Source organism: Chryseobacterium arthrosphaerae (assembly GCF_001684965.1).
GTDB classification, from domain to species: domain Bacteria; phylum Bacteroidota; class Bacteroidia; order Flavobacteriales; family Weeksellaceae; genus Chryseobacterium; species Chryseobacterium arthrosphaerae.
In genome coordinates this window covers 954,150-973,781 of the sequence record NZ_MAYG01000001.1, presented here as the reverse complement: position 1 = coordinate 973,781, position 19,632 = coordinate 954,150, and the positions used below count along the sequence as shown (strand labels likewise).

The following is a 19,632-nucleotide window of genomic DNA, read 5'->3' as shown; positions in this document are numbered from 1 at the left end:
TTTACGGCTTTCTTTCATTTGTTTTCTGATCTTATAGTATTATATTTGATGCTTAAACCTGAATATGGAAGAAACACCGTCTCCAACGCTGCTCAGAATATCAAAAGTCATTTCTGATTTTTTCAACCCCCTGACTTCGTTGATTATATTTTTTATCTGTATGAGTGTCAGAGAATCTTCTCTCAAGGAAACACTCCTCTATTTCCTGCCCGTATTATTAATGATCATTGTTCCTGTGATCATATGGCTGACCTGGAATGTAAAAACAGGAAGATATACCAATATGGATGTCTCTAACAGGGTTCAGCGCAAAACATTATATATATTTATCGCAGCCTGTGTGGTGACCTATCTGATTTTCAATTATACCAGGAAAGGATATATTGATCTGGTTATGCTGTTTATTTTAATACTGCTTTTCACTCTTCAGATCAGCAATTATTTTATTAAAAGTTCAATGCATACGGCGTTCAATATATTTGTAGCTGCATTATTTTTCACATTAGACTGGAAGATGGGTCTTATATGGCTGGGCATTTCCATCCTGGTCGGAATTACCCGGGTTATCTTAAAAAGACACACCGTAAAAGAGGTATTTATGGGAGCCGGAATAGCTTTTATGGTATCTTTTCTTTATCTTTATTGCAATATTCAATTTCAACATTAGAACTCTATATGAAAATTAATCATCTTACTTCCGCAGAGGAAAACTTTATGAAGCTGTTTTGGAAAATGGAATCTTTCTATCTGAAGGACGTTATGGAGCAGCATCCCGAACCCAAACCACATCAGAATACGGTTTCCACCTATCTGAAAATACTGGTTGAAAAGGGATATCTGTCTACTGTAAAAGAAGGGAGAATATTCAAATACACCGTGCTTGTTCCTTTGGAAGAATATAAAAAATTTCTGCTGAAAGAGCTTTCCCACAACTTCTTTAATGATTCCGGTAAAGAGATTCTGGACTTTTTATTCATTGAAAAACTAATATCCCAGAATGATCTTACAGGATATTTTGATCTTAAGATCGAGATGAAACCGACAAAAACAGAAGAACCTACTTTCGAATATGCCAATGAGGTCCTGAGTCCTAAAAAAGAGAAAAAAACAAAAGGAAAGGAAAAGGAAAAAGACAAGGAGAAAAAGAAAAAAAAGAAAAAAGATTCATAGGAATCACCCCAACACCAAATCATGAAATCAAAATTTTACGAAACCCTAAGCCGGGCTAATGAAACAGTCTTCCGCTACCCGTTGGTTTTGACCATGGCTTTATTAGCTTCAGCAGGTGCAATCTGCATTGCTGAGAGTAACACGGAACACTCCACCGTCTTTACAAAATTCACGATCTGTGCAGCCATGGGAATTTCCCTGATGTTTGCGATGAAAATGCTTTCACAGAGAATAGGGAAAGAGCTGCTGTTACAAGTTTCGGCAATCGCTTTTCTTATCGGTTTCTATTACATTCTGCCGGATAAACAGAAAAATTTTACCGACATCCACTTTTACATTATAGCAGTTACCGTTCTTCTCACCCACCTTCTGGTTTCTTTCATTCCGTTTTTAGAGAAGAATAAGGAATCAGGATTCTGGCAGTACAATAAAAATCTTTTTGTCAATATCTTCCTTACCGCTGTATTTACAGGTATACTGACAGGCGGTGTTGAGCTGGCTATTCTGGCAATCGATAAACTCTTTGATTTTAATTTCAACGGCAAAGTTTATACAGATACTTTTTCCGTTCTTGCCATTTCCGGAAGCTGTTTTATTTTTCTTTTATTTAATGAAAAAGGAATAAGCACCCTTGAAAAAGAGAGCCCCTATCCTGTAGTTCTGAAATTCTTCACTCAGTTTATCCTGATCCCCTTACTGCTTATTTATGCTGCTATACTTTACTTTTATTCATTTAAAATCCTGATCAGCTGGGAACTTCCGAGAGGCTGGGTTTCTTATCTGATTCTAGCGTATAGTATTGTGGGTATTTTGGCATTGCTTCTTGTGTATCCCCTGAGAGCAGAAAATGCAAAATCCTGGGTCAGAATATTTTCCAAAGCATTCTATTATACCATTATTCCTCTGATTATTTTGCTTTTTACGGCTATTTTCACAAGAATTTTAGAGTATGGATATACAGAGCCGAGATATTTTGTACTCCTGCTTGCCTTATGGCTTTTAAGTACTGTTGTTTATTTTATATCAGGCAAAAGAGCTACGATTAAATTCATCCCGGTCAGCTTATTTTTATTGGGAACTTTTGCTTTAATATTTCCTTATTTCAATGCTTTCAGTGTCGCAAAAAGAAGTCAGAAAAAAGAACTTTTAAAGGTGCTGAATCAACATCAGCTGATCCATAACGGAAAATTGGATTTCCAGAAGAAAATTACCGATACGGTGCGTAATGAAATTGCAGATAAATTTGAGTTTCTGGCTGAAAGAAAACAGAATGAGTTTTTATATGGCTTTCTGAATAAAAAAGACGGGAAAGAGCTGGCTGATACGATGGAAAGCGGCAATTTTTACAACATAAGAAATACCATTCAGAACAAATTTACCAATGTTCAAAAAACATCAAAAGATATCTGGGATGAAACCATGCGACTCGTTATCACCTCCGAAAAACAAGCCATAGAAATTGGCAGCTATCAATACCTTCTCAACTTTACTCCCTATAAAAAAGGACCTCAGAAAGTCAACGGAGATACTTTCGAAGTAACAAACCTGTTAGAAAAAGAGTCATCATTGAAATTAAAATTAAACACCGAAGAAATAGATTTTGGTCCGCAGGTGATGAAACTGCTTGAGGACAACAAAAATAAAACCGGTATCGTAAAAGTCCCGGATATTTCTATGGAATCGGATTTGGGAAAATACCATATCAGGCTTATCCTTAATGAAATTGTGCGGGAAAAATTCCCTTATGACCATCACATCAACATTTACTATGATAATGCCTATCTCCTGATAAAACCAAAGCAGTAAGTACATAAAAAAATAAACTGCTCCGGAGTCGGAACAGTTTATTTTTTTGATTCAGTTTATCATTCTTAATTCCTGATCCTGAAAAAGAATCATCAAAAAAGAGGTTTAACTGAAATATATTCAATAAAAAAAGCGGCTAAAAGCCGCTTCATATTTTTACCAACGATTTCCGCCTCCGCCACGGTTGTTACCATAGCCTCCGCCTCTATTATTGTTGTTACCATAACCTCCACCTCTGTTGTTATCGAAGCTTCTTCTAGGTTTTTCTTCTCTTGGCTTAGCTTCAGATACATTTAGGGTTTTTCCGTTGAATTCTTTTTGGTTAAGAGCTTCAATAGCCTGCTTTCCTTCATCATCACCCATCTCTACGAAACCGAAACCTCTGGAACGACCAGTTTCTCTGTCTGTAACGATTTTAGCTGATGATACATCTCCAAATTCTGCGAATAGATCGTGCAACTCATACTCTTTAGTTGCGTAATTGATGTTTGAAACAAAAATGTTCATTTTGAATAAATTAAAAAATTAATAAAAATTTGGTATATAAAAGAAAAACAACATAAATTAATGAACAAATATTGATTCCAAATATAAACGTATGCAAGATACAATTAAAAATTTCAAATCAAAGCTTTTTTTATGTATTTCTCACATTATGTTGAATCCAAAAAACAGCATTCATTGAAAAAGAATAAAAAATTATCGTTTTTCAATGAATTTTTATTGATATTTGTATTCAATTAAAAATACAGATCATATGAAAACACAAAAAATCCTTTGCTTATCAACGCTGTAACCTGGAACATATGTATAGATTCATGTACCATAATCATTACCCTCAATTTTTATCCTGACGGAGTAAAGAACCTGTATAAAAAGCTCAAATTGACCTGAGCTTTGCCAATATAATCTGAAAACAGACTAACAATATAAAGTATGCCGATTATTATAAACCTTGATGTCGTCATGGCGAAAAGAAAAATATCACTGAACGAACTCTCCAAAAAAGTAGACCTTACCCTTTCCAACCTTTCTGTATTGAAGACCGGAAAAGCAAAAGCAGTCCGCTTCAGTACCCTGGAAGCCATCTGCAAAGCCCTTGACTGTCAGCCGGGCGAAATTTTAGAATATAAAGAATAATATCTATAGCTAAAAATCAGGATCTTTGTACTTCACATTTCAACACCCATCATCAATTGATATGAAACAGCACACCACCAACTACACCAATACTTTTATCGAAGTAGCCGAGGACTGCCCGGTTTCCCACTCTCAGATACCTCCTGAAAAGAAGGAAAAGACACTGGCCAATCTTCAATATGAAAGGCTTATAAAAAATCCTTATCAGTATACATCAGACGACATTATCTTTGAGTGTTTTGCCATCAAAAATGATCTTTCAGAAAATGAAAAGGAAGAAGCTCGAAATTTATTTTTTTCTAAAGGTCAGGCCTGCCTCAGATCTTCACCTTTAGCCAAAAGATACGGGTTCGGAATTCACCATAATGAAGAAGGAAAAATTGCCCTGTACCCTGTGGAGAGTGAAGAATATCAGAAATTCTTACAGGATTCATCTGTCCAAAAGACAAAAGCCATGCGTTCCAAAAGAAAATGATTGAGAAAATGAATGATTCTTTTCAGATCAATAAATACTTTTCCTATTGACCACATCAGCATTTAACAGTAAATTTGTGGTATAAATTATTAAAAAATATGAACTATCATACGAGAAAATGGGTAAAACCGGAAGATTTAAATCCCAACCACTCTCTTTTCGGAGGAAGACTGCTGCAATGGATTGATGAAGAAGCTGCCTTATATGCTATTATCCAGCTGGAAAATACAAAAGTAGTCACCAAATTCATTTCTGAAATCAATTTTGTAAGTTCTGCCAAACAGGGGGATATTATCGAAATCGGGATTGAGGCCACCCATTTCGGTTCTTCTTCTATTACCTTAAGATGTGATGTCCGGAATAAAATGACCCACCAGACGATCATCACCGTTGATAAAATCGTAATGGTGAACCTTGACAGTGACGGAAACCCGGCTCCTCATGGTAAAACACAGATCGAATTTGTAAAAGACAGGCTAAACAGCGGACAATGAAAATTTTTATCAAAAACATGGTCTGCAACAGGTGTATCGCTGCTGTGGAAAACATCTTCAGTACTTCAGATGTAAAAACAACCTCCATTATCCTCGGTGAAGTAGAAACAGCAACTGAAGTTTCTGCTGAAAAAATGCAGGCCATTGAGAAAAAACTTCTTGATACCGGCTTTGAAAGAATCATGGATTCAGCCCATCAGCTTGCAGAAAAGATCAAAAATCTGATTATTGTAAAAATAAGCGAGCTTGATATTGATGAAGACTTCCTTCTTTCGGAGTTTTTAAGTTCAAAACTTCATAAAGACTACAGTTCGCTTTCAAAAACATTCTCACAAAATGAGAATATTACCCTGGAACAGTTTTTCATCCTTCAAAAGATCGAAAAGGTAAAAGAACTGCTTCTGTACAATGAATTCAACCTTACTGAAATTGCGGGAAAGCTTGGCTACAAAAGCGTTCAGCATCTTTCTTCCCAATTCCGTAATACCACCGGATTTACCCCTACCGAGTTCAAGAAACTGAAGGAACACAACCGGAAGTCGCTGGACAACCTGTAGGGATAAGGTTTAAGAGTGTAAATATCTGAGTGTTTGAGAATAATGAACAATTATTTAAAAGCACTCCCACAGCGTATGCCCTGTTTTCCAGACAAATCTTTCACTTTTCAGTCCCAATTCCTATAGATATCTCCCTTACCTCTTCCACCCTCTAACCTTCTCATCCTCTAACCCTCCAACTCTCAAACTCTATAACACAACAAAACACTCACCCCAACTCCCATTCCAAATTCTATAACTATTATCCTTAAATTTATAACAACCTTACAATTTCATTTTGGAAATTTGTACTATAAATTTAGAATCATGGAACGACAGTATAAAATACTTGGAATGACCTGTTCCGGCTGCCAGAAAAAAATAGCCAATCAACTGAACAGTGTTCAGGGGGTAACAGCCGATGTTAATCTGGAAAATCATATAGCAACCATCACTTCCGAGCATGAAATTGAGCTATCTGCCTTAAATGATGCTTTAGCTGAAATAGGAAAATACAGACTGGAAGATCCGGATCAGCCGGAAAACACCTTTGTAAAACCTCAGGACCGGGTATCCCCGTCTTCAGTATATTACTGCCCAATGGAATGTGAAGGGGAAAAGGTATACTTCAAACAGGGAGAAAGATGTCCCGTATGCAAAATGTACCTGGTTCCTGTTGAGGAAAAAACAGCTAAAGATCCTCATCATAAGCCTACTTATTCATCTTCCAATCTTCCCGGGAATTTTAAAGACAGTGTTGGGAAATATTACTGCCCGATGTTTTGTGAGGGAGATAAAGTTTATGATGAAAAAGGAGACTGTCCCGTATGCCATATGCACCTGGAAGAAATCACAAATGATCTTGTAAAAAATGCAAAATCTCATTCTCATTCTCATTCTCATTCTCATTCTCATTCTCATTCTCATTCTCATAATCATAATCATCACCACGACCATCACCACCACAACCATCATCATGAAGCACCCAGAGTTACTGATGAAATGGCCGGCAGATACTATTGCCCGATGTATTGTGAAGGCGACAAAACTTATGACTCAAATGTAGGATGCCCGGTTTGCGGAATGGACCTTGTAAAATACCCTGAAAAGAAAACAGCACAATATACCTGTCCTATGCACCCCGAAATCATCCGTGATGAACCGGGAGACTGCCCGATCTGCGGAATGGATCTGGTAAGAATGCCGGATTCCGGTGAGGATGAAGAGGACGAGACCTACAATATCCTGAAAAGGAAATTCATCATCTCATTAGCCTTTACCATCCCTGTTTTTATTCTTTCGATGGGTGGAATGTTTATCAATTTTCCGTTTTCACATCAGATCCAGGGATTTATTGAGTTGGCACTTACCCTTCCGGTAATGTTTTATTCCGGCTGGTTCCTGTTAAAAAGAGGCTGGACTTCTTTTAAAACATGGAATCTTAATATGTTCAGCCTTATTGCACTGGGGGTTGCAGCTGCATTTATCTTCAGCATTGTGGCTTTGATTTTTCCGGATATGATTCCTCATGAGATCCGGGGGCACAATCATGAAATTCCATTGTATTTTGAGGCGGTCTGTGTTATTTTAACATTGGTTATTTTAGGACAGCTTATGGAAGCGGCAGCGCATAAAAAAACAGGAAATGCCATCAAAGAACTCATGAATCTTTCGCCTGATGAAGCCAACCTTATGGTAAACGGAGAAGAAAAAAGAGTTCTTCTTTCCCAGGTAAAAATCGGGGACCTCTTAAAAGTAAAACCGGGTGAAAAAATTCCGGTTGACGGGAAAATCGTGGAAGGAAGCTCAATCGTAGATGAAAGTATGATTACCGGAGAACCTGTACCGGTTGAAAAAACGACCGATGACAAAGTCTCTTCAGGAACCCTCAACGGCAACCAGGTATTCATTATGAAAGCTGAAAAGGTAGGTGATGAAACCCTGCTTTCCCAGATCATCAAAATGGTGAATGAAGCCAGCCGCAGCAAAGCTCCTATTCAGAAACTGACGGATAAAGTTTCAAAAGTTTTTGTCCCTGTAGTGATCCTTATCGCAGTACTTACTTTTGTTCTGTGGCAGTTCTTCGGACCTGAAGGAAAAAGAAGCTTGTTTGCCTTCGTAAATGCTGTTGCAGTACTGATCGTAGCATGTCCGTGTGCCCTTGGACTGGCAACTCCGATGTCTCTGATGGTAGGAATTGGAAAAGGGGCCAAAAATGGTATCCTGATCAAGAACGCTGAAGCCCTGGAGCAGATGAATAAGGTCAATGTCCTGATTACTGATAAAACCGGCACATTAACGGAAGGAAAACCATCTGTAGAGTATATTGAAACAATCCATAACGGAGATAGAAATCAGATTTTAAAGCTGGCTTTTTCATTAAATCAAAATTCGGAACACCCGCTTTCCAATGCCGTTATCAAAAAAGCAAAGGATGAAAATACAGCTGCAGAAAAAGTAGATCAGTTCGAAAATATTTCCGGAAAAGGAGTAAAAGGAAAAATCAATGGCAAAACAGCTTACCTGGGTAATGAAAACCTTCTTACTTCGCATCAGATCAGCATTCCGGACAGCTTAAAACAAAAAGCCACAGAAGTACAGTCCAAAGCGCATACGATCTCTTATATCGCAGAGGATCAACAGGTTTTAGGATTCATCAGTTTCACAGATAAAATCAAAGAAAGCTCCAAGAAAGCGGTAAAGCAGCTGATGAGCGAAGGTATTGATGTCATTATGATGACCGGTGACAATGAACATACTGCTAAAGCTGTAGCTGAGGAGTTGGGGATCAAACATTTCAAAGCCAACTGTCTTCCCGAAGATAAACTGAATGAAGTCAAAAGATTACAGCAACAGGGCAAAATCGTAGCCATGACCGGAGACGGGATCAACGACTCTCCTGCCCTTGCGCAATCTGATGTAGGAATTGCTATGGGAACAGGAACCGATGTTGCCATTGAAAGTGCAGAAATCACATTACTGAAAGGAGATATTCTTGGCGTTGCAAAAGCAAAGCTCTTAAGCGAGAAGCTTCTTAAAAACATCAAAGAAAACTTATTCTTCGCATTTATATATAATGTACTGGGAGTTCCCGTAGCGGCAGGATTATTGTATCCATTCTTTGGAATTCTGTTATCACCGATGATCGCCGCTGCTGCTATGAGCTTCAGTTCCTTATCTGTGATTCTGAATTCACTGCGGTTAAACTCAGTGGATCTGGATATAAAATAAAGAATATGAAAAAAGAAAATCTTTACATAGGGTGTTCGGGATTTTATAATAATGACTGGAAAGGTTCATTATATCCTGAGAATGCTGCGAGTAAAGATTTTCTTTCCTTATATGCCGGAGTTTTTAATGCTGTGGAAATCAATTCCACCTTTTACAGGAAACCTACCGGCAAAACCCTTTCAAAGTGGTATGATGAAACTCCTGATCAGTTCAGGTTTTTTATTAAAATTCCCAAATTGATCACCCACCAAAACCGGCTGGCGGAATCAAAGGAAGAAATTACAGCCTTCTGTGAGCATATTCAGACTCACCTTAAAGATAAACTTTCAGGCTTTTTATACCAGCTTCCTCCTTCTTTTAAAAACACTCCCCAACATCAGGAACTCATCATCCAAAACCTTGATCCCAACTACCTGAATGTTATAGAATTCCGGCACGAATCCTGGTGGACACAGGAAATATTTGATCTTTTAAAAAATATGGGTGTTGTTTTTTCAGGAGTAAGCTTTCCCGGTAATCTTCCGGAAGATGTTATCATCAATCATCCTGAGGTACTTTATTACAGGCTTCACGGAAAACCTATCCTTTACAAGTCCGAATACAGCACTGACTTCCTTGATCATCTTGCTGAAAAGATCAGCGGTCCGCAACATACAGTTTATATTTTTTTCAATAACACCTGGGGAACTTCTGCCATTAAAAATGCTTTGTATTTAAAAAAGATATTAAGTTAAATGCTCTATGTCACACCTGACAGTTATAAAATTCTGACGCACTGTCAAAATAATTTCGAACCCTCTATCAGCATTGTTAAAAAAACAATAATTCCCAAAGAAAGGAAGAATGCTGTTATTGTAATAAAAATAGAGAAAGACTATCGTTTTACTATTTATAAATGTTAATATTTAACGAAACCCAAACCGTAAATTCCCAATCACCGATTATTAAAAATTTACCTTAAAATAAAGTTCTTAAAATAACCTTAAAAAGATAAAATACGACTTCAAGTGGCATATAATTTGTTAACATTCAATCGTTATTTTTAACGATTTTTAACAATTTAAATTTCCCATCACATTTATGAGAAAAATTTTTGCGGGAAGGTCAGAAAATAAGACTCTTCTCGGGATGTTTGCATTGATGAGTGCAACTTCAGTTTTATTGAACAGCTGTAATTTCAAGAATGATGTGAATGATTCCATCCATTCACAGGAAAATCCCACCGCAAATGCCGTCCCCAAAATGGACGATGAAAGTGTAGATTCTGACAAAAGAGTGATCTACCTTACCTTTGACGATGGCCCCAATCAGGGAACGGAAAACCTTCTCAGAATACTTGACAAAAGAAATGTTTGTGCAACCGCTTTTCTGGTAGGAAAACATGCCTATGGGAGCATCAGGCAAAAAAATGATCTGGAACTTCTGAAAAGAAATCCTCTGATAGAACTGGCAAATCACAGTTTTACCCACGCACATAACAAATACACAGATTTTTATAAGAACGCCGATGCTGTTGTTCATGATTTTGACATCGCTAAAGACAGCCTGAAGCTTTATGATAAAATAGCAAGAACTCCGGGCAGAAATATCTGGAGACTTAACAATATTAACGTTACTGATATTAAAAGCACTACTGCAGCAGCTGACGGTCTGAAGAAAGCAGGCTATAAAGTGATCGGCTGGGATCTGGAATGGAGACCTTCCCAAAAAATGACACTGAAGGGAAGCCATGAAGCCATGCTTAAAAAAGTAGACAGCATTTTTCTTAATGATCTGGAAAAAACCTCAAGACACCTTGTGTTTCTTACCCATGATCAGTATCTGAGAGATGCAGATTCCATCAACGAACTGGATCTGTTTATTGAAAAACTTCAGAAGAGCAATAAATTTGTTTTCAGAAAGATTTCCCAATATCCGAAAATCAATGAAGTGCTGAACTGATTTTTTGCAGAAAGTATCCTGTAAAACGTTTCATGATTAGCAACTGTCAGCTAAATTTCGGAAATTTGCATTTATGAGTATTAAAGAAAATTATCAGGCTATAAAAAATCAGCTTCCTGCAGAAGTTCAGCTGGTTGCTGTTTCAAAAACGCATCCGGCATCTGCCGTACAGGAAGCTTATGATCTGGGACAGAAAGTCTTTGGTGAAAACAAAGTTCAGGAACTGATGGAAAAAGCACCCTTACTTCCTGAAGATATTCAGTGGCATCTGATCGGTCATTTACAGACCAATAAAGTAAAGTATATTGCTCCGTTCATAGACACCATCCAAAGTGTGGATTCTGAAAAACTATTGGCTGAAATCAACAAAGAGTCAGGTAAAAACAACAGAATCATTAAAGTTCTTCTTCAGGTGAAAATTGCTGCTGAAGACACAAAATTCGGACTTGAAATCTCAGAGGCGAAAGAACTGTTCCAACAGTACCTTGCCGGAAAATATCCGAATACAGAAATTACCGGTCTTATGGGAATGGCTACATTTACGGATGATGAGCAACAGATCAGAAAAGAATTTTTAACTCTGAAAAGGCTTTTTGATGAATTAAATCAATTAAAAACACTGAATACCTTATCAATGGGAATGAGCGATGATTTCCCGTTGGCTATTGAGTGCGGGGCTAACTCGATAAGGGTGGGATCTGCAATTTTTGGGAAAAGAGACTATTCAATATAGAATTTTTAGGTACAGTTTTTGCTAATAATTGAAACAAAAAATTTAAATTTGCAACTATGCAAAAAATCCTTATAGTAGAAGACGAAAAAGCAATCTCGGGAGTACTTCACAGTATTCTTTCGGATGAACTTACAGATTATGAATTTGTTATCGCCGAAGACGGCCTTGAAGGTTACAAACAGGTAGAGAAAGAAGATTTCGCACTGGTGATTTCTGATATCAAAATGCCTAAACTTTCGGGAACGGAGCTTTTAAAACAAAGTCTTGCCCTAAAACCAGAAACTACTTTTATCATGATCTCGGGACACGCAGACATCGATTCTGCTGTTTCCTGCCTGAAAGAGGGTGCATATGATTTCATTTCCAAGCCAATTGACATCAACAGACTGATCACCAGTGTGAAGAATGCTTTAGCAAAGGAATCCCTGAAGAAAGAAAACAAAAATCTTCAGACAGAAAACAAAACGTTAAAGAAAAAAGTAAATAAAAAATACCAGATGATCGGTACTTCTCCTGCGCTTCAAAAGATCCAGGATATGATCGAAAAGGTAGCCGCTTCTGATGCCAGAGTTCTGATCACAGGACCTAACGGTGCCGGAAAAGAACTGGTAGCCCACGCCATTCACAATCAGAGTGACCGTGCAAGAGGCCCAATGGTAGAAGTAAACTGTGCTGCTATCCCATCTGAACTTATTGAATCTGAACTTTTCGGGCACGTAAAAGGATCTTTTACCGGTGCGATCAAAGATAAGCAGGGTAAATTTGAACAGGCCAACGGAGGTACAATCTTCCTTGATGAGATTGGTGATATGAGCCTTATTGCTCAGGCTAAGGTATTGAGAGCACTTCAGGAGAGTAAAGTTTCCCCTGTAGGTAGCGATAAAGAAATAAAAGTTGACGTAAGGGTAATTGCGGCAACCAATAAGAATATGCAGAAAGAAATTGAAGAAGGTAAATTCAGAGAAGACCTTTATCACAGACTTTCCGTGATTGAAATTTATGTTCCGCCATTGGACGAAAGAAAAGAAGATATCAAGTTGTTGGTTGAGCACTTCTCCGGTATGATTGCCGATGAGCACGGTACTGCAGTGAAAAAGTTCGATGATAAAGCTGTTGATGCTTTAAAAGCTCTTTCCTGGACTGGAAATATCAGAGAATTAAGGAATGTCGTAGAAAGATTAATCATTCTTGGAGGGAACACTGTTTCCGAAAGTGACGTTGCAAGTTTTGTAAGGAAATAATTTAGCGATTATTCACCATAAATTATAAAAATTTGCAGTTGATCACTGCAAATTTTTTTTTGCCCTATTTTAAATTATAAACTATATGAATCTTAAAATATTATGAACTTTTTAAACAAAAACTATACAAAAGAATGCCTGACTTTGGCTCTGCCTGTGATGCTTACCCAGGTAGGGCAGGTTTCAGTAAATTTATTCGATAATATTATTGTCGGAAAACTTCTGGGTGCCGATGCACTGGCATCCGTTTCATTAGGAAATGCTGTTTTTTTCTCCATATTTGTTCTGGCACTCGGATTTTCGTTTGCTATTCCGCCATTGGTTTCAGAAGCACATTCCAGAGAAGATCATGCAACCATCAATTCTGTTTTCAGCCATGGCTTTATAATCAATATGTCTGTGGGAATTATCCTGATGGTGGTCCTGCTTTTAGCAATGCCACTCCTCTACCACTCCGGACAGCCTGCCAAGATCATTCCTGATACGGTAAGCTTTTTAAGTATTATGGTGATCAGTATGATCCCGTTTATGGCATTTCAGACGCTCCGCGAAGTCTCTGAAGGGTTATCTTATACGATTGGAGTAACCAAAGCAACGATTATTGCCAATATCATCAATATTGCCTTAAACTATGTATTTATCAAAGGACTTTGGGGAATACCTCCCATGGGCGTAAAAGGATCTGCCCTGGCTACTCTGATCTCCAGAATTTTCATGGTTGTTTTCCTTTATTTTGTATTGCTGAAAGAGAAAAGAACGAGACGTTATATCAAAGATTTTTCATTGAAAATACAGGATTTCTCTAAGAAAATGTTTGATAAAATGATAAAACTCGGCTTACCTACCGCTTTACAGATGTTTTTTGAAGTAACCGCTTTTGCCGGAGCTGCATTCATCTGCGGACTGATCTCAGCTCATGATATTGCTTCTCACCAGATTGCTTTGAGCATGGCTTCTTTTACCTTTAACCTGTGTGTAGGATTCAGCGTAGCTTCTACAGTAATGATTGGCAGAAAGCTGGGCGAGCAGAATTTTGTTGAATTAAGAAAAGTCGGGATCAATAACCTGAAGATTGCCTTTATTTTCATGTGCATCTGTGGATTGGTATTTATCTTAGGGCGAAATATACTGCCTACTTTCTTCACCAAAAAAGAAGAAGTGGAAGTTATTGCCCTGGCAGCAAAACTAATGATCATTGCAGCTTTATTCCAGCTTTCTGACGGAATTCAGGTGACAGCCTTAGGGATGCTCAGAGGTTTACAGGACGTGAAAATACCGTCTATCTACACCTTTATTGCCTATTGGATCATTACCATTCCTTTAGGGTATTTCTTCTGTGTAACATTGGAAATGGGAGCTTTCGGAATGTGGATCGCTCTGGGATTAGGGCTTACAGTATCGGCAGTATTCCTTGTTAAACGATTTTTGAATATGTCTGCGAAACGAATCAAGCAGAACATCTCAACAGAACACCAGTAAAAATTGACGCAGAGTTTTTTAGCTCTGCGTTTTTTATTGAATTTTGTTATTTTTAAATCTTTAATCATGAAAATAAAAATTAAACAATGGATCTAACCAGAGAAGAACTCAGAAGACATGCACTCTCCTATGATTTTAGTATCGGAAGGTTAAAGACGATCATTAAAGGGCTGAATGAAGCTGTAGCTTACTTACGAAACAGTGAACTTAGTATTGATTGGTGGGGAACAATGGACGAAAAATATGAACACGAATCAATATATAATCTGGCGATTCTGGCGTTTGAGCATTATTTAGAAACAGTCCTGTCAGATTTTAAAATGGCTAATGAAGACAGCTGTCAACTTTACTATTCCGAGCCAGCTATTTCATTAATTTTCACCCTCGCAAAGTACATAAAAAACGATCCAGACTTTTCATACAAAACGTTGAATCATTATCACTTAAATATTCACGATTATCCTGTTTACAATGGTATCATTGCCCTAAATCCTCAACAAGACCTGGAAGAAATCATCAAGCAGCTGCAAAAATGGAGAGCTAAGATTATTAATATATATTATAAGGAACCGGAAGCACAATAAAAAAAATACTGCTTCAAATCACAAACAGTATTTTAATATTTTCTCACCTATCTTGATAGGCAGCTGTCCTTTTTATAAATTTGCTGATTTACCCTTTTACTTAATCAATTCTCTTTCCTAAAATCTTAAGACTCCTTTCCACACCGTCCAAAACAGCCACGTTTGGAAGGCTTCCCCAATCTTCAAATCCGAAATGTCTGAACAGTTTCAAACTCGGCTCATTGTGCAGGAAAATAAGAGCAACCAGATTCTTGACCCCGAATTTGCCGGCGTTATCAATACAGTACTGAAGAATGATTTTACCATACCCTTTCCCTCTGCAGCTTTCGTCAAGATAAATACTTACCTCTACCGTACCGCTATAGGCTGCCCTTTCATGAAATGAACTGAAACTTACCCATCCGATCGTTTGGTTCCGATCATCTTCAACTACCCAAAGCGGCCTTGTCTGAGGGTTGTGTTCTTCGAACCATTTCAGTTTGCTTTCTACGGAAACTTCTTCCATATCTGCAGTGACCATCCTTGAAGCAACTGTTGAATTATATATGGCTACAATTTTATCTAAATCTGCCAATTCAGCATTCCTGAATTTTAACTTTTCCATTGAAATAATACTCGACTTATTTTTATACAAAAATAATAAATTTTAGAAACACCCCTATAAAATTATAGCTTAAATTATTCAATCATAAGTTTAAAAGCATAAACACCCCTAAAAAAAACAACAAAAATAAAAATTTTTTCAATTACACAAAGACGCAATGGAACCAGAAGGGAATATGTTTTAAAGCGCAAGGATTTTATCTTCGATAAAATTGAATGCCGGTTAATTTGTAATTATTCGATTTTTTGTGTCTTGAAAAGTACAAATAGTAATTGGAAAGTCTTTATGTTTCTGCGATTTTCCAACAAAATTATTTCAGATCCTTTAAGATTCTGTTCAGGCTCCTCACTGTAATTCCCAGATAAGCGGCCATATCTTCTTTTGAAATCTTAATGCCCTGTTTAGTCTGCATATCAATCAGTTGTATTAAGGTATGTTCTACTGTATAAAGCTGTTGATAGGATGCCCGGCTCGAAGTATTAACGATCCGTTCTGCAAAAGAATCCAAAAGCAAGTGATTCAGAGTAAGGTCTTCCCGGATCAGGGATTTGAAATACGGAATATGGGTTTCATATACTACAAGATCAGACAGAGCCTGTACACCGCATAAACAATTGATATTTTTAATCAGCTCGACTTCACCAAGAATTTCGCCACTGCCCAGAAATTCAACGATAAATTCTTTACCGTTTTCTTCGGTGAAATAGCATTTGGCAATACCTTCTTTAATCAGTATCAGTCTGGAAAGCGGACGGTCCTGTATCAATATCTTTTCATCTCTTGAAAAAGATTTTACAGTTATACTTCCCTCCTGTTTCTGATTTCTGTAAAGCTCTTCAAAATAGTTCAGAAAAGCCTGATTGGTTCTTACCATACTGATCCCGGGACAAATGTCCTTTTTTAATTTATTTTTTATACTGAATTTTGCGGATAGAAAATTACAAAACAAAAATGAATAATCATATTACAACCATCGCCTTTGATGCCGACGATACCCTTTGGATCAACGAACCTTATTTCCAGGAAGCAGAAAAAGAATTCTGTATACTTCTTGAGGATTATCTTCCACAGCATTCGGTATCACAGGAATTATTCAGAACAGAAATGCAGAATCTTCACCTGTATGGCTACGGCGTAAAGGGATTTATGCTGTGTATGGTTGAAACCATCGGCAGGGTTACCAATAATACAGCCTCTCTGGAGCTGGTTAATAAAGCCATTCAGCTTGGGCAGGATCTTCTTCAGAAACCGATCGAGCTCCTGGAAGGGGTAACAGATACTCTGGAAAGCCTGAAAGGGAAATACAGACTGGTAGTGGCTACAAAAGGAGATCTGCTGGATCAGGAACGCAAACTGAAGAATTCCGGATTACAGGAATATTTCCACCATATTGAAATCATGAGTGATAAAAAAGAAAATGACTATAAAAAGTTATTGAAACATCTGGACTGTCAGCCGGAAAACTTTCTGATGCTTGGCAATTCTATAAAGTCAGATATTTTGCCGGTACTTGAAATAGGAGGATCTGCAGCGCACATTCCTTATCATGTGACGTGGAGCCATGAGCAGCATGATGTCAATTTAGAGCATCCGGATTTTATGGAGCTTAAAAGTATTGATGAGATTCTGAAGCATCTTTAAACGTCCTTCAACTTCCCAATATATTTTTAATCAAAAAGAGACTGTTTTATGATAAAACAGTCTCTTTTTATAATTATTTTTTCAGACACTTTTCAAGGAACTGATCCTGCTCCCATAAAAGGTGTAAGATATTTTCTTTGGCCTGGTAACCATGGGCTTCTTTAGGAAGAAGAACCATTTTTACAGGAGCTCCAAGATTTTTCAATGCCTGGAAGTATCTTTCCGTCTGCAGTGTGAAAGTTCCCGGGTTATTATCCGCATCACCGTGTATCAAAAGAAGCGGTGTTTTCATTTGGTCTGCATGCATGAATGGAGACATCGTATTGTAGATCTCCGGAACATCCCAGTAGTTTCTCTGCTCACTCTGGAATCCGAACGGCGTCAGTGTTCTGTTATAAGCCCCACTCCTTGCAATACCGCAGGCAAAAAGTTTGGAATGCGTCAGAAGGTTTGCCGTCATAAAAGCACCGTAAGAATGTCCTCCTACAGCCACTTTTTTTCTATCGATATATCCTAGTTTGTCTACAGCTTCAATAGCAGCTTCAGCATTGGCCACAAGCTGAGGGATGAAAGTATCGTTCGGCTCTGTTTTTCCTTCCCCGATGATCGGGAACGCTGCATCATCAAGAACGGCATATCCTTTCGTTGTCCAGTAAATAAAAGATCCGTAAGACGGGAAAGTGAAATCATTCGGGTTCTGGGTATTCTGCCCTGCCGTATTTTTGTCTTTATATTCGGTAGGATATGCCCAGATCAGTAAAGGAAGTTTCTCTTTTTTCGCTTTTCTGTCATAGTTGGCAGGAAGGTAAAGCGTTCCTGTAAGGGTAACCCCGTCATTTCTTTTGTAAGTGATCACTTCTTTGTAAACATCCTTAATGCTTTCAAAAGGATTGGCAAAGTTGGTGACTGCTTCTGCCTTATTGGATTTAATATTCTTTTTAAAATAATTCGGATACTGGCTGGACGACTGCTGAGTGGTAAGGATTTCTCCTTTTGAAGGATTCAGGATATCAATAATGGCCTCTTTTCCGTTTTTCAGATTTGAGGTATAGAGTCTTTTCTTTTTAAGAGATTTCACATCCATTTCATCAATAAACGGATGCTGTCCGTCTTTTGTGAAGCCTTCTCCTATCAGATAGGCTTTTCCACCTTTCATATCGACAACATATCTTCCGTACTGGTTTTTAACGGTATTAAAATTCCCCGGATCGCTATACACATCCTGAGAATTTCTGTCATCAATCACTTTTGATTCTCCGTTATTCAGATCAACCAGGAAAGATTTTGTATTTCTTGTATCATACCAATCTTCTGAAACAATAGCGTAGTGATCATTCGTCCATGTCACCCCGTCATACCTTTGTTTTGTTTTGAAAAAAGATTTCGGTGCTGCAGTAAACGGAACTTCCCATGTGAAAATTTCGTCTCTGTATTCAGCTGCTTTCGACTGATCACCACCATCAAGCGCTTCAGCAAAAACCAATGTTGCCGGAGCGTCGCTTCTCCACGCCATATTTCTCTTTCCTGTTCTTACAGATGAGAAACCTTTAGGCATAATTTCATTCAGAGGAACTTCATTCACTACTTTTACTGTATTTCCCTTCATGTCATACACCGTAGTTGTAACAGGAAATCTGCTTAGCGGCACAATATAAGAGAATGGCTTTCTGATTACAGATGCCATTAAATAATTTCCGTCAGGAGAAAAACTCAATCCGGCATACATATCCTGATCTTTCACTTTTTTAAGGTTTCCGTTCAGATCTGCACTGTAGAGTTCGGACGCTGTAAGAACTTCAAAATTTTTCTCATCCTGAGGATTCTTCAGAAGATCCTGGTAAGTTCTGTTTTGTGATACTTTCCCGTCAGCTGTAGAAACAATAGGTCCCGTTGGTAAATCCTTACTTGAATCAATCAGGGCAGCTCTGTTCTGAGGAAGAGTTTTAATCAGCAGGCTTTGGGAATCATTATACCACATGTATGGCATTCCTAAATTGGCATTGAGGTTATCTGAAGTAATTTTCTTAGCAGTAGCCGATTCCATGTCAATAATCCAAAGCTCTACCCCTTTATCCGTAGTATTGGTGAAAGCAAGTTTTTTCTCATCAGGTGAAAATGAAGTATATGTAATTCTCGCATTTGCCGGAAGGTTCTTTACCTGCGTCTCTTTTTTATCATTGATCTTACGGATTTTCAGATCATTAAAATAAGTAACCGTACTCGCAATATTGGTTACCGGGTTGATTCTCAGGCCTCCGAGTTTCATTTCCTGCTGATTCAGATCCTGCAGGGTCTTATAGGTAGGACGGTAGGTAAAAACCACCCAATCTTTTTTGCTGTTCATCAGGACACTTGGCGGTCTCTGATAATCTGCCAGTTTCAGGATTTCAGCAGACGGTTTCTGGTAAGTAATATTTTCCTGTGCATCATAAAAATTGAGAAATGCCAGAAGGCAAATAGTCAGTTTTATCTTCATATAAATTCATTTTCTACGAATGTAGTGAATTTTGGAAGATTGATAAAATTAAAAAAATAAGACACTTTTTAGTGTCATATA

The 19,632-nt window shown here is 37.8% G+C and carries 19 protein-coding genes; 15 read left to right on the top strand and 4 right to left on the bottom strand.

Features of this window, described 5'->3' with window-relative positions:
• The first annotated feature begins 160 nt into the window (after positions 1–160).
• From BBI00_RS04330 to BBI00_RS04320, 3 genes are read left to right on the top strand one after another with little or no spacing between them, the layout of a single operon-like run.
• The gene (locus BBI00_RS04330; RefSeq protein ID WP_228394712.1) at positions 161–667 is read left to right on the top strand and encodes a phosphatase PAP2 family protein; all 507 of its coding nucleotides are present in this window, start codon (positions 161–163) and stop codon (positions 665–667) included.
• Positions 668–675: 8 nt separating this feature from the next.
• Positions 676–1,170 carry a BlaI/MecI/CopY family transcriptional regulator gene (locus BBI00_RS04325; protein WP_065397616.1) on the top strand — a complete coding sequence of 165 codons (495 nt, stop codon included), beginning with the start codon at positions 676–678 and terminating at the stop codon, positions 1,168–1,170.
• A 21-nt stretch (positions 1,171–1,191) separates the two neighbouring features.
• Complete coding sequence (locus BBI00_RS04320; RefSeq protein WP_065397615.1) at positions 1,192–2,976, top strand: DUF4153 domain-containing protein; 1,785 nt, start codon at positions 1,192–1,194, stop codon at positions 2,974–2,976.
• A 156-nt stretch (positions 2,977–3,132) separates the two neighbouring features.
• Here the strand turns inward: BBI00_RS04320 and BBI00_RS04315 are convergent, their stop codons facing one another.
• Positions 3,133–3,483, bottom strand: coding sequence for an RNA recognition motif domain-containing protein (locus tag BBI00_RS04315; RefSeq protein ID WP_065397614.1), 351 nt, complete (start codon positions 3,481–3,483; stop codon positions 3,133–3,135).
• 429 nt (positions 3,484–3,912) lie between these two features.
• On the opposite strand from BBI00_RS04315, the gene BBI00_RS04310 reads away from it, so the two are divergent.
• The 11 genes from BBI00_RS04310 (at position 3,913) to BBI00_RS04260 (ending at position 14,830) form a co-directional block, all read left to right on the top strand.
• Entirely contained in the window at positions 3,913–4,116 is a 204-nt protein-coding gene (locus BBI00_RS04310; protein ID WP_065397613.1) for a helix-turn-helix domain-containing protein, read from the top strand.
• A gap of 61 nt (positions 4,117–4,177) precedes the next feature.
• On the top strand, positions 4,178–4,591 hold the full coding sequence (locus tag BBI00_RS04305) for a DUF6157 family protein (protein ID WP_065397612.1): 414 nt from the start codon (positions 4,178–4,180) through the stop codon (positions 4,589–4,591).
• 98 nt (positions 4,592–4,689) lie between these two features.
• Positions 4,690–5,085: an acyl-CoA thioesterase gene (locus tag BBI00_RS04300; RefSeq protein ID WP_065397611.1), complete on the top strand. Its 396-nt coding sequence runs from the start codon at positions 4,690–4,692 to the stop codon at positions 5,083–5,085.
• Positions 5,082–5,642, top strand: a complete 561-nt coding sequence (locus BBI00_RS04295) for a helix-turn-helix domain-containing protein (protein ID WP_065397610.1) — start codon at positions 5,082–5,084, stop codon at positions 5,640–5,642. The genes BBI00_RS04300 and BBI00_RS04295 overlap by 4 nt, the downstream gene beginning before the upstream one ends.
• Before the next feature lie 306 nt (positions 5,643–5,948).
• Positions 5,949–8,852 carry a heavy metal translocating P-type ATPase gene (locus BBI00_RS04290; protein ID WP_065397609.1) on the top strand — a complete coding sequence of 968 codons (2,904 nt, stop codon included), beginning with the start codon at positions 5,949–5,951 and terminating at the stop codon, positions 8,850–8,852.
• A gap of 5 nt (positions 8,853–8,857) precedes the next feature.
• A complete protein-coding gene (locus BBI00_RS04285) occupies positions 8,858–9,586 on the top strand; it encodes a DUF72 domain-containing protein (RefSeq protein ID WP_065397608.1) in 729 nt (242 codons plus the stop codon).
• Between the two features lie 346 nt (positions 9,587–9,932).
• A complete protein-coding gene (locus tag BBI00_RS04280) occupies positions 9,933–10,793 on the top strand; it encodes a polysaccharide deacetylase family protein (RefSeq protein WP_065397607.1) in 861 nt (286 codons plus the stop codon).
• Between the two features lie 73 nt (positions 10,794–10,866).
• Positions 10,867–11,526, top strand: coding sequence for a YggS family pyridoxal phosphate-dependent enzyme (locus tag BBI00_RS04275; RefSeq protein ID WP_065397606.1), 660 nt, complete (start codon positions 10,867–10,869; stop codon positions 11,524–11,526).
• 56 nt (positions 11,527–11,582) lie between these two features.
• On the top strand, positions 11,583–12,767 hold the full coding sequence (locus tag BBI00_RS04270; RefSeq protein WP_065397605.1) for a sigma-54-dependent transcriptional regulator: 1,185 nt from the start codon (positions 11,583–11,585) through the stop codon (positions 12,765–12,767).
• A gap of 102 nt (positions 12,768–12,869) precedes the next feature.
• On the top strand, positions 12,870–14,246 hold the full coding sequence (locus BBI00_RS04265; protein WP_065397604.1) for an MATE family efflux transporter: 1,377 nt from the start codon (positions 12,870–12,872) through the stop codon (positions 14,244–14,246).
• An 86-nt stretch (positions 14,247–14,332) separates the two neighbouring features.
• Positions 14,333–14,830 carry a hypothetical protein gene (locus tag BBI00_RS04260; protein ID WP_065397603.1) on the top strand — a complete coding sequence of 166 codons (498 nt, stop codon included), beginning with the start codon at positions 14,333–14,335 and terminating at the stop codon, positions 14,828–14,830.
• A gap of 100 nt (positions 14,831–14,930) precedes the next feature.
• Here the strand turns inward: BBI00_RS04260 and BBI00_RS04255 are convergent, their stop codons facing one another.
• Both BBI00_RS04255 and BBI00_RS04250 read right to left on the bottom strand, forming a co-directional pair.
• Positions 14,931–15,434, bottom strand: a complete 504-nt coding sequence (locus tag BBI00_RS04255; RefSeq protein ID WP_065397602.1) for a GNAT family N-acetyltransferase — start codon at positions 15,432–15,434, stop codon at positions 14,931–14,933.
• A 310-nt stretch (positions 15,435–15,744) separates the two neighbouring features.
• On the bottom strand, positions 15,745–16,308 hold the full coding sequence (locus tag BBI00_RS04250; protein ID WP_065397601.1) for a Crp/Fnr family transcriptional regulator: 564 nt from the start codon (positions 16,306–16,308) through the stop codon (positions 15,745–15,747).
• A gap of 77 nt (positions 16,309–16,385) precedes the next feature.
• Here BBI00_RS04250 and BBI00_RS04245 point away from each other — a divergent pair, with 77 nt between their 5' ends.
• A complete protein-coding gene (locus BBI00_RS04245; RefSeq protein ID WP_065397600.1) occupies positions 16,386–17,075 on the top strand; it encodes an HAD family hydrolase in 690 nt (229 codons plus the stop codon).
• Between the two features lie 73 nt (positions 17,076–17,148).
• Here BBI00_RS04245 and BBI00_RS04240 read toward each other — a convergent pair whose 3' ends face one another.
• On the bottom strand, positions 17,149–19,551 hold the full coding sequence (locus BBI00_RS04240) for a S9 family peptidase (protein WP_065397599.1): 2,403 nt from the start codon (positions 19,549–19,551) through the stop codon (positions 17,149–17,151).
• Positions 19,552–19,632 lie beyond the last annotated feature (81 nt).